This window comes from Capnocytophaga genosp. AHN8471 (assembly GCF_016806945.1).
Classification (GTDB): Bacteria; Bacteroidota; Bacteroidia; order Flavobacteriales; family Flavobacteriaceae; genus Capnocytophaga; species Capnocytophaga periodontitidis.
On record NZ_JAESPJ010000034.1, the window covers coordinates 1 to 8,178 of the forward strand.

At 36.5% G+C, this 8,178-nt stretch carries 4 protein-coding genes, 2 rRNA genes, 1 pseudogene and 1 CRISPR repeat array; of the genes and pseudogenes, 3 read left to right on the top strand and 4 right to left on the bottom strand.

Going from position 1 to position 8,178, the window contains the following annotated elements:
• Positions 1-46: 46 nt before the first annotated feature.
• The gene (locus JMN12_RS14055; protein ID WP_009414492.1) at positions 47-298 is read right to left on the bottom strand and encodes a GlsB/YeaQ/YmgE family stress response membrane protein; all 252 of its coding nucleotides are present in this window, start codon (positions 296-298) and stop codon (positions 47-49) included.
• 342 nt (positions 299-640) lie between these two features.
• Between JMN12_RS14055 and JMN12_RS15610 the strand changes: the two are divergent.
• The 3 genes and pseudogenes from JMN12_RS15610 to JMN12_RS14070 form a co-directional block, all read left to right on the top strand.
• A pseudogene (locus JMN12_RS15610) lies at positions 641-730 on the top strand (sulfatase-like hydrolase/transferase); the annotation flags it as partial.
• A gap of 75 nt (positions 731-805) precedes the next feature.
• Positions 806-1,021, top strand: a complete 216-nt coding sequence (locus JMN12_RS15615) for a hypothetical protein (RefSeq protein WP_236854649.1) — start codon at positions 806-808, stop codon at positions 1,019-1,021.
• A 513-nt stretch (positions 1,022-1,534) separates the two neighbouring features.
• Positions 1,535-1,972: a hypothetical protein gene (locus tag JMN12_RS14070; protein WP_203139887.1), complete on the top strand. Its 438-nt coding sequence runs from the start codon at positions 1,535-1,537 to the stop codon at positions 1,970-1,972.
• 120 nt (positions 1,973-2,092) lie between these two features.
• Positions 2,093-2,981: a CRISPR direct-repeat array (repeat unit 46 nt; unit sequence GTTGTGAATTGCTTTCAAATTTTGTAGTTTTGTGATTGATAACAAC).
• A gap of 127 nt (positions 2,982-3,108) precedes the next feature.
• On the opposite strand, the gene cas9 is transcribed toward JMN12_RS14070, so the two are convergent.
• The 3 genes from cas9 to JMN12_RS14085 form a co-directional block, all read right to left on the bottom strand.
• Positions 3,109-7,461: a type II CRISPR RNA-guided endonuclease Cas9 gene (gene cas9 / locus JMN12_RS14075; protein WP_203139889.1), complete on the bottom strand. Its 4,353-nt coding sequence runs from the start codon at positions 7,459-7,461 to the stop codon at positions 3,109-3,111.
• A 325-nt stretch (positions 7,462-7,786) separates the two neighbouring features.
• Positions 7,787-7,896 (bottom strand): 5S ribosomal RNA (gene rrf, locus JMN12_RS14080).
• A 184-nt stretch (positions 7,897-8,080) separates the two neighbouring features.
• Positions 8,081-8,178 (bottom strand): 23S ribosomal RNA (locus JMN12_RS14085); the annotation flags it as partial.

An 8,178-nucleotide genomic window follows, 5' to 3' on the forward strand; every position in this document is an offset into this window, starting at 1 on the left:
TTTTGGACAGCCTCTTTTTTTGATTTTTAATATGAGCTCTTCCTTATTACTTCTTTTTAAATATCAAATTTATCAAGAATAAAATAACGATAGCTCCAATAGCTCCTGTTAAGATAGCGCCAATCCATCCTCCTCCAAGAGAGATATGAAACACCTCTCCTAAAAGCCAATATCCCACGCCACTTCCAAGGATACCAATAATGATATTGCCTATAAGACCTAATCCACTACCTTTGTAGATAGTGCCTCCTAACCATCCAGCGATGGCTCCAATAATAAGTGTTGCGATAATACCCATAATTTTTAATTTTAAATTAGGGCACAAAGATAAGAATTATCATCTAAAAAAACAAATAAAAATCATAAAAGGGAGAGGCGCCCATTCCACCATCAAGTGCTATTGTTCAGATTATTTACTTATACATTTCGTAAATTGCTTTCAAATTTTGTAGCTCTGTGATGTAAGAGTCGCACGGACAGGAAAAACAGTGTGAGCTGCTTTCAAACTTTGTAGCTATATGATTGATAGCAACTTAGGTAATTTTCAAATTGGCTAATTCTCAAATTTGCTAATTTATAGTTGTGAATTGCTTTCAAATTTTGCAGTTTTGCGATTGATAACAACGATGCCTTTGCGCTCATCCCTGCGAGGCATCAGACGGTGGCTACTATTTTTAAGAAGGCGGGCTACGCTACGGCTGCCATCGGCAAGTGGCACTTAGGCTTAGGCGATAGGGGCGGTATCGATTGGAATAAGCCGATCCCTCATACGCCTAATGATATTGGCTTTGACGAGAGCTTTATTATGCCAGCGACCTCTGACCGCGTGCCTTGTGTGTATTTGCGCAACGGTCGGGTGCTGAACCTTAGCCCTGATGACCCTTTGGAGGTGAACTACCAGCACAAGATAGGCAATCTGCCTACGGGCAAGGAGAACCCTGAGCTGCTGCGTATGCGCTACTCGCACGGGCATTATATGACGATAGTGAATGGCATCAGCCGCATTGGGCTTCGTGGGTAGGTAAGGACAAGAAGGGTCGTACTTATGCGGTGCAGGAAGGGCTGCGCAATGTGCTGGCAGTGCTGAAAGGCAAATACAAGTATATCGAGCCTACCGCCCAAACTATGAAACGGGCTTGGGAGACAGGCATCGAAACAGGCTTTGAGGGCGCTCCTCAGCTCTACGACCTGAGCGTAGACCCTGCTGAGAGACACAATATCGCTGGGCGGCAGCCTGCATTAGTTAAGGAGTTTGAGGCAGTGATCAGAGGAGAGAGAGGAAGGCATTAGCATTTTATTCTTAAAGGTTGTCATTTAGAATTTGTTAAAAACAACACAAAGTCTACAATTAAAAGTTAAAACAATCTTAAACTTTGTCAACTTACTTGACAGAGAAAAGAATATCTTATAACTTTGTCGCAAAATTCTAAAATATTTAATCAAGAGAACACTTTTTTCAATTTTAATGAAGAGGATCTTGCTAAAATGTTTGCCACGCTAGAAGACTATAACTATATAATTAATCATTTTTATTATGAAAAAGTCAGTACAAATCTTTTTAGAACTTATCTCAGCTATTGCACTTTACTTGTTTATAAGTTCAATAGCCTATGGAGATCATTTGGTAACCCTACCCTTGTACTTAACAGGAGTAGTGATTATGAGTTATCTCTTTGTAAGAGAGAGACCCCAAGAATGCCTACAAAGTGCCTTACGCATTGTTCTTCCGTTTACGGGGTTAATGCTTATTGCAGGGAGTCTGCCTGATGCACATTTCAGTTTAGCTCTGATTTATATTGTGAGCACAGGGGCAGCTTTTTTATTAGGAATGCTCATTGCCACCGTGAGCAAGACGTACCAGAAGATAGGCTTATCAGTATTGACTTTTCTGCTGGTAGTTGCCGTACGGTTGTCGTTTTCAGCGGAGTTTCAATATTTGATAGGCGTACATTGGTATACCTTAGGAAGTTAATCATCTAATAGAATATAGAAAGAGGTTGCTCAGAAGTCTGGGCAACCTTTTTTATGCTTTGTTACTTATAAAATATTTTTTTGCTTTATTGTTGAACTATTTGATAAATTAAACATTTATGTTGTGAATTGCTTTCAAATTTTGTAGTTTTGCGATTGATAACAACTTTTAGGGGTCAGGGGTCAGGAGTCAGGTTTCAGCACGTTGTGAATTGCTTTCAAATTTTGTAGTTTTGCGATTGATAACAACAACTACGTCGTTGGTAGAGGAAGACTTTGCGTTGTGAATTGCTTTCAAATTTTGTATTTTTGTGATTGATAACAACATTAATTGATGTATCGTTAATAGATACAGAGTTGTGAATTGCTTTCAAATTTTGTAGTTTTGCGATTGATAACAACCTTGGTTGTTGAACTTGTCGCTGTCGGGTAGTTGTGAATTGCTTTCAAATTTTGTAGTTTTGCGATTGATAACAACTATGATTGATTACTTTGAAGCTCATATCAAGTTGTGAATTGCTTTCAAATTTTGTAGTTTTGTGATTGATAACAACCAACGCATTACTAATCTACAAGATTTAGGCGTTGTGAATTGCTTTCAAATTTTGTAGTTTTGTGATTGATAACAACTGCATACAACTTCTTATGATACTGATTCCTGTTGTGAATTGCTTTCAAATTTTGTAGTTTTGCGATTGATAACAACTATAGAAGCGCAGGCGTGTGGTGCTTATATGTTGTGAATTGCTTTCAAATTTTGTAGTTTTGCGATTGATAACAACCTACCGCTTTTCATATCGACAAAAAGGAATGTTGTGAATTGCTTTCAAATTTTGTAGTTTTGCGATTGATAACAACGCTAACTGAACAAACCCCTTGTATCCCATTGTTGTGAATTGCTTTCAAATTTTGTAGTTTTGTGATTGATAACAACAAAAAGCGCAAACCGAATACGTTACACTTGGTTGTGAATTGCTTTCAAATTTTGTAGTTTTGTGATTGATAACAACCTCAATCTTTTAAAGGTTTTAGTATCAATCAGTTTTACTGAAAAACAGGACTGAAAAACCTCCTCTTTTATCTTTGTTTATAAGATAAAAGAGGAGGTTTTACTTTTCTATTCTTCTTAAAAAAGTTCTATGCTTTGGTGATATTTCCTAAGCGGTCTACTTTTAGTTTGATACAGACTTCTTTTATCATTATTCCTACAATATCTCTCTCCATTTTATTCAATGGTGAGTATTCCATTTTATTTACAATAGGGGATGCCACTGTTTCTTGTACAAAAAAACACTGATTCCCTGTAAAACTCACTGTTTTATAAATTCTTTCTTTCTGTTCTTTGTTGAGATTATTGAAATCTATTGTCTCTGCGATTTCTCCTTCCATAGGCACATATACCAAATCGTTAGGCGAAAGGCTAAACAACAATGGTTCTCCTTTTTCATTGTGCTCAGGAACAGAAGGAAGTCCTTGTTTTTGTCGTTCAATTACTTCATTGAGAGGGATAGTTGCATAAGTGCGTTTTCCTTTGCCTTGATATACTCCAAAAAAGAGATTCGTTCCTTTGGCTGCTTCTACAAATTTGGTAGCTTTAGCACCCGTTTCTCCCAGCGGAAATTTACTTCCTTCCTCAAAAATACGGACTTTATATATAGGTTGATGTTTTTTGCCATCGTTATATTGAGCGATATTTTTGTTGAGTTCTTCTAATCCTTCTGCTGAAAAAGCTACTTCTGGACTTCCTTTATATTTCAGATAGTTGAGCAATATTTTCTGAATACCCGTATCGGTAATACTACTGATAATCTTTTCTGTAAAGGTTATATCTACCGTTTTTCGGGTAGCTGTAAGTATTTTATCTTTTCCTATTTTTCTATCCAAAACAATTTTACCTGAAACCGTTTCTTTGTGTAAAGGTTTTCTGATAGCCCAATTAGTTCCCTCTTGTTTTACTTTCTTTTTTACAAGTATACCATTCTTCTCTTCCCATTTTTCATAATAGTTGGTAGCTTTATTAATCACTCTTAGGTTTTGTTTAAAACTCACTACTATATGTTCGAGGGATTCTTTGGCTTCTTGAGTGAATGTAGCCCAAGGTTTCTTGAACTGCCAGTTATTATTCTTTTTCTCACAGAGGATAGTGCGAAGGTCTATGCGAGATTGTTGTTTTTCTTTTTTATCCTTGTTCTTATCCAATGCGTGTTGGTTATTCATATAATTAATATGCTCTCTTGTGGCACAAGCAATCACTAAGGCGTCCATAGCGTGATGACGGTGGTCTATGCGTTTCTTTTGGAAACCTTGGCTGTACTCTATTGGAACCGTAGGGAGATTTTTTTGAAGTCTGTCGTTATAGGATGTAAATAATTGTGTTTGGGTAAGTTGGTTCATTCGCTCAAAACGAGGAAGTATAAGCTCGTTCCACACGTCATTAAGTCCCCAATCCTGTTTGAGGGCAGTAGTAATTTTCCCTGTACAAGGTATTACATTTTTAGAGTTTACGCCTTCATCTTTTTCGTCTGAACGCACTATTTTAGAAAGTATTTCAGAAATATACTTGCTGATGTAGCGAGTGTCATTCAGCTGGCGAGCCACCATTTTTTCAGGTATTTCATTCAAAAGAAGTTTTCGTTGTTTAGCTAAATTATTAGCGTAATGTTTCTTCACAAAGTCTTTGTATTGTTCTTCTGTGAAGATAGTTACTTCTTTATTAGCTGTTATGCGCACCTTCTCACCGTGGTGATTCTGGATAAACTCTAATCCTAACTGATTTGTTTTTAGCTTATTTACAGCTGATTCGCATATTACCTTATTGGATAAACTATCGTCGTAATAACGGCTTTGTGGAATAATATGTTCTATTTCATACTCCTCGGTAAATAGTTTTGTGAGTGAAATCACCTCTCCCGTATAAGGCGATTTATACTTTTGTTCTAACCAGAGCTTGTAGCGTTGTATCTCAGGGGTGGTAGGTTCAGCTTTTTTGCGAATTTTTTGAATTTCTTCGTCTATTTCATCTGTACTAGTGAAGGCACCTTCTTCATAGATTTTAAGCAGTTCTTGCTGTACAGGCGAATAGGGGCGTACGTTCTGTATGCTTGCATCTTCTTTTAATTCGGCAAGCAATTTTTTAATGCGTAGGTTGGTATTTTCATTCTCTTGATTTCTATTAGAAAGTTGTTTTCTTTCTTCAGCTGTTTTTTTGAGTTCTCTACCCAGTTCTATATGTATTTCATCAAAGAAATTCGCTTGTCCCCCACCGTATTGTTGCCAAATATCTCTTACTACGCGTAAAGTTTCGGTAACTACTTGCTCTACTATAGGATTTCTCAGTGAATGTTGCTTGAAATCTTCTAAATATGCTTCTAAATCATTCACTGAAGTCCATTTTTCTATATCGGTAGCTTCAGCGTGACGGTTATAGACTATATATTGAGCCAACCAAAGCGGTAATCCTTGAAAGCAGCTCTCACTATTGAGCTGATATTTCTCTGCTTTTTCTCTAATGATAGTACGGATATTCTCATTCGCCACTCCATTAATAAGGTCGTCTATACGTTTTTGAGTAGATACATCAATGCGATTAAAGTCCCAATGATTGCCAAATCGCATCAGAGGGAGTAATTTTTTAATAGCTTTTTCGGAGAAACTACCATACTCATTAGGATAGGGTTTGAAGTTTTTAAAACTTTCTATGAAGGATGTTTCGTTTAATTGTTTCTTTTTAGCAAATCTCTTTAATGCTTTTTCAAATTCAACTTTGTCCTTCACCGAATATAACAAATGCCACAATCGATATGTTGTATCAAAGGTTAGAAAGTTGGCTGGGAGTCCTTCTACTTTCTGCAAATACCGCTGAAGGTCATAAGCTGTTTCATTCATAGGGTATTTTTTGGAGGAGTTATCTGCCACATCATAGACATAGTTCCAGCGATAAGTAGTGAGCCATTTTTTAAGCTCGCTTTTAGCTGCTTTGTCTTTAATTTGAGGATTTTTTGCATGTAAAAAGTATTTCAGTAAACTTTCATTATCTATTTCTTTTTGAGACATCAAGAAGTTGAAGAGAGCCTCATAGTCTTGGGGTGTTTCAATAAACTCAGCAGTTACCTCACGGTCGGTTTCTATTTCGTAAATTCGCAAGTTTTGCAGCCATTGTAGCGCTCTAAACTCTTGGTAATAAGGATTAGATTTGGCACATACTTTTATAGGAGCATCTTTGCGCTCATTAGTTTCCTTATCTATATACGAACGCTTTTCTAAGGTACAATTGGCAATAGTAGATTTTTTGCTGCGCAACGGGCGTTGGTAGAAAATGATATCTTCTACAAACAGATGAAGGAAATCTTTTGATAATAGATTTTGTTGTTGCGTCTCGTTTTTGCGGTATAATTCTCTTATACAGTCCGCTAATAGGTTTTCGGTGAACAATTCTGGTTGAAGTGCTATTTGTTGGGTTAAAATAGCTTTTAATTCATTTTTATAGTATTTTCGTTCAATCGTGCGAACTAATTTACCTTTAATCTTCTGATTGGGGTTTTGCAACAAATGGTCGTAGATATAAGCACCTAAAGTTTTTCCAGAAAAATCAATATCGTGTTCTGTTTTCTTTTTGAGCAAGTTCCAGTCGTTTTCTTCAGGAGCTCTGAAGGAACGTTTTTCTTTACCCTCTTTGTCTACTTTAATAGTGCCATCATCATTAAGGTCGGTAGTAACGATAAAATCACGTGTTTTTCCCTTCCAATCGTCCAAAGGGATTTTACTTGTACGACAGTATATCCAACCATTTTCCAAACGGATTGTATACCAAATCTCACCTTTTTTATTAGGAGCTTCAGCCTCTACCTCTACAACTTTTAAAGAGTGAAAAGCAACTTCTTTGTTAGGGCTTTCAGTTTCTTCTTCGCCGCGCAACTGGTAGTACCCTCTTTTTTGATTGAAGTGAAGAATAAGCCAAGCCAATTCTTGTTGGGTAATCTTTTGTGAAAGTGCTTTTTTACGCAGGTAATAAATTGTCCAATCATAAGGGATTTTACTCTCTTCGCCATTAGATTTCTTATAGAATAACTGAGGTTGGTGTTTTTTGAAATCCTCAATCATCTCATTGAAACTATTTGTAAAGATAAAATTCCCATTGTTATAAGCTATTTTGGGTTCAGCATTATCTATAAATTTACCATATCTTTTGGTAAAGTCTATTTGAGCATCATAGTGAGGAGGTAAAAAACCTAATATGTGAAGTACTCTATGAAGTCGCTCACGGCGAAGTAAATGCCGTTCTCTCAGGCGACGCATACTGCGATAAATAGTTCTTTCGGCAGTTTGAGAAACTGTATTTCCTTTCTCAAAATCGCCTAATACACCCTGATCCATAGGGATAATTCTACTACCAGCAGCCATAATTTTTCCTTGTTTGTTTTCAAAATCTTGTTGCACGAGAGCCCAACCGATAGAGTTTGAGCCTAAATCTAAGCCTAATATGTGTTTCATTGGTATAATGTTTTAAGAAAGGACAAATATAATGATTTTTTTTATACTAAAATATTTGTACATTAAAAATATAATACCTACTTTTGTCGCACAATTTGAAAGCAATTCACAATAAGGATTATTCCGTTGTGAAAACATTTAAAGGAGCCCTATCCTAGTGATAGGGTTCTTTTTTTTGGAAAATTGAGAATCTAGGAGAGGCTCGGAGAGAATAGGACGAGGAAGACAAGGCAGACAAGGCTGATTGGGGAGGAACTGTGAGAGATTTTATGAAATGATGATATAATAAAAAAAGAGCAATTCTTTATCAGAATTGCTCTTTATAAGAAGGCGGCGACATACTCTCCCACGTGACCGTAGTACCATCTGCGCTAAAAGGTTTAACTGCTCTGTTCGGAATGGTAAGAGGTGAGACCTTTGACTATAACCACCTTAAATCTTTTAGGTATCAGGGGTTAGGGGTCAGGTTTCAGGGTAATCCCTGATGCCTATAACCTAGTACCTGTAACCTTATATTTTTAACATATAGGGATAAAAAACATATTTTTTCAATTGACAATTGACAATTAATAATTAACAATTGTTGTGACTAACATTTTTGTAAAAAAGAATCTCTACGCGCGAAAAGTCTACGGGTGATTAGTATTACTCGGCTATGATGTTACCACCTTTACACCTGTAACCTATCAACGTGGTCATCTCCCACGACCCTTAAAA

Coding starts and splice junctions, on each gene's coding strand:
- JMN12_RS14055 (WP_009414492.1), bottom strand. CDS start 298: ATGGGTATTATCGCAACACTTATTATTGGAGCCATCGCTGGATGGTTA.
- JMN12_RS15615 (WP_236854649.1), top strand. CDS start 806: ATGCCAGCGACCTCTGACCGCGTGCCTTGTGTGTATTTGCGCAACGGT.
- JMN12_RS14070 (WP_203139887.1), top strand. CDS start 1,535: ATGAAAAAGTCAGTACAAATCTTTTTAGAACTTATCTCAGCTATTGCA.
- cas9 (WP_203139889.1), bottom strand. CDS start 7,461: ATGAAACACATATTAGGCTTAGATTTAGGCTCAAACTCTATCGGTTGG.